Source organism: Acidisphaera rubrifaciens HS-AP3, from assembly GCF_000964365.1.
Lineage (GTDB): Bacteria > Pseudomonadota > Alphaproteobacteria > Acetobacterales > Acetobacteraceae > Acidisphaera > Acidisphaera rubrifaciens.
In genome coordinates this window covers 1-2,340 of record NZ_BANB01000776.1, presented here as the reverse complement: position 1 = coordinate 2,340, position 2,340 = coordinate 1, and the positions used below count along the sequence as shown (strand labels likewise).

The 2,340-nt window shown below is 70.5% G+C and carries 3 protein-coding genes; all 3 read right to left on the bottom strand.

Annotated features, from left to right (window positions below; translation table 11 throughout):
• A partial coding sequence (locus B8460_RS21225) for a TRAP transporter small permease (protein ID WP_158322966.1) occupies positions 1-626 on the bottom strand: 626 nt, incomplete at its 3' end.
• A complete protein-coding gene (locus B8460_RS17540; protein WP_241771228.1) occupies positions 623-1,645 on the bottom strand; it encodes a TRAP transporter substrate-binding protein in 1,023 nt (340 codons plus the stop codon). The genes B8460_RS17540 and B8460_RS21225, both read right to left, overlap by 4 nt.
• Positions 1,646-1,726: 81 nt before the next feature.
• Entirely contained in the window at positions 1,727-2,227 is a 501-nt protein-coding gene (locus tag B8460_RS17535; RefSeq protein ID WP_048862912.1) for a DUF2165 family protein, read from the bottom strand.
• Between the last annotated feature and the right edge of the window lie 113 nt (positions 2,228-2,340).

The following is a 2,340-nucleotide window of genomic DNA, read 5'->3' as shown; positions in this document are numbered from 1 at the left end:
CGCGCCGCGCCCAGATGCAGCGCGACCCCGAGCGCCAGCAGCGCGCCGATCCCGATCGCCCCGTCCCGCCACGACAGGCGCGCGAGGCGGGCGAGCGCGGTCGCCACCATCAGCACCGCGCCCACCGGCATCGCCGCGGCGCGATAGGTGTCGTGCATCTCCAGCGCGGGCGTCAGGATCCACCATTGATCCGACGCATAGTCGATCGACGGGCCCAGCAGCATCAACAGGAACAGGGCGACCGCGCCGGCCGCCAGCGCCTCCGTCCGGGCGCGCCACGCGGGCGTCATCGACGCGGCGACGGCGGTCAGGCGCATATGCTCCGACCGCTGCAACGCGATCACCGCGCCCAGCATCGCGAGCCACAGGAACAGGCCGGACGCCACCTCGTCGGACCACACCAGCGGGCTGTGCAGCACGTAGCGGCTGAACACCCCGGCGCCCAGCACGCCGATCTCCGCCAGCACCAGCAGCGCCGCCGGCACCTCGGCGATCAGCTGCAACCCCCGCTCGGCGCGGGCGACGAAGCGGTGGGCCGGGCCGGGAAGGAGTGGGCCGGGAAGGGGTGGGGCTTCGCGGGCGGGCGCGGCGGCGACGCCGTCCGCGGTCTCGCCCGCCACCTTCACGCCAGCGATCCCGCCACCGATTCGAGCGTCGCCCAGGCGGCGTCGCCGTAGCGCTTCTTCCAGTCCTCGTAGAACCCGGCCTTTTTCAGCGCGTCGCGGAACGCGGCCTTGTCGGGCTCGATGAACACCAGCCCCTGGCCCTTGAGCTTCGCCTCGACCGTCTTGTTCAGCGTCGCCAGATCGGCGCGCTGATCGAGGGCTGCGCGGTCGAACTCGCGTGCCACGATCGCCTGCAGATCCGCCGGCATCGACCGCCAGACGCGGCCGTTGCACAGCATCCAGAACCCGTCCCACATGTGGTCCGTCAGCGAGCAGGATTTCTGTACCTCGTACAGCCGCGCGATCTCGATCAGCGCCAGCGGGTTCTCCTGTCCCTCCACGATTCTGGTCTGCAGCGCCGAATAGACCTCGCTGAAGTTGATGCTGGTGGGCGAGGCGCCGAGCGCCTGGAACAGGCTGGTCCACAGCGGCGAGACCGGCACGCGTATCTTGAAGCCGTGCAGGTCGTCGGGCGTGCGTATCTGGCGCGTGGAGCTGGTGATCTGGCGGAAGCCGTTGTCGAACATCCGGTCGAAGGCGTGCAGCCCGCGCCGGTCGATCTCGCCGCGTATATAGGCGCCGAGCTTGCCGTCCACCGCGCGCCACACGGTGTCGTAGTCGTGGAAGGCAAAGCCGATGCCGGAAATCGACGCCGCCGGCACCAGCGTCGCCAGGATCGGCCCGGACATGCTGCACATCTCCAGCGCGCCGGAGCGTACCTGCGACAGCATCTCGGTATCGGAGCCGAGCTGGTTGTTCGGAAACACGTTGATCTCGACGCGCCCGCCGCTCGCCGCCTTGATGCGGGCCGCCGCCTCGGTCTGGCGGATGCTCAACGGATGCGTGGCCGGCATGTCGTTGCCGAGCTTGAGGGCGAAATCGGCGGCGCGCGCCCGCCCGCGTCCGATCGCCACCAGCGGCAGGGCACAGGCCGTCGCCAGCACGGCCCGTCGGCCGGCCCGCATCGCGCGGACACGCATGGTCGCTTCTCCCCCGTTTATCGTTACGTCCGTTGCCTCCGCTCTAGCAGCCGGCGGCCGGGGCGGGAAGCAGGTGGCGGCTCAGCGCGGCGGATCGGGCTCGCGCTGCCCCACATAGATCAGCACCGCCAGCATGGTCATATAGAACCGGAACGCCGGCTGCTGCCCGTTCCATTGCGGCGACTGCCACATCGCGAACCACTCGCCGCCGACCACCATGAAGCCGAAGAACCATACGAGGAAGCCGAGCCCCGCGCCCAGATGGACGAACCGTGTCGCCGCCTGGAACGAAGCGGCGTCGGCGCGCAGGCGCCGGATCATCGCGATCGCCGCCACGGCGAAGGCGAGGCCGGTCAGCGCCTCGCCGGCGATGATCATCGCGTAACCGGCCTGCCACAGAAGCGGATCGTGGATCGCCCGCCAGGTGATCGCCGGGTCGCCGAACGTCGTGTCCATGCTGAGCACGTGGCGGACGAACTGATAGTTCGCGCCGTAGTCGGTGACGTTGTCGACCGCGACGAGGCACGCGAAGGCCGCGAGCGCCGCCACCATCACCACCTTGACCGTCCGCGCGATGAGCATGCCCGCGTCGCCTCCGTCCGCCGCCAGCTTGTCCGGCCGGCACGGCCTTGGCAACGCGGCGGGCGGGCGTTCACCCGCCCTTAATCGCGGCGCGGCAGGCTGGCGCGGTCATG

Bases quoted from the DNA above. Each gene is read 5' to 3' on its own strand.
- B8460_RS17540 (WP_241771228.1), bottom strand. From the start codon at position 1,645: ATGCGTGTCCGCGCGATGCGGGCCGGCCGACGGGCCGTGCTGGCGACG.
- B8460_RS17535 (WP_048862912.1), bottom strand. From the start codon at position 2,227: ATGCTCATCGCGCGGACGGTCAAGGTGGTGATGGTGGCGGCGCTCGCG.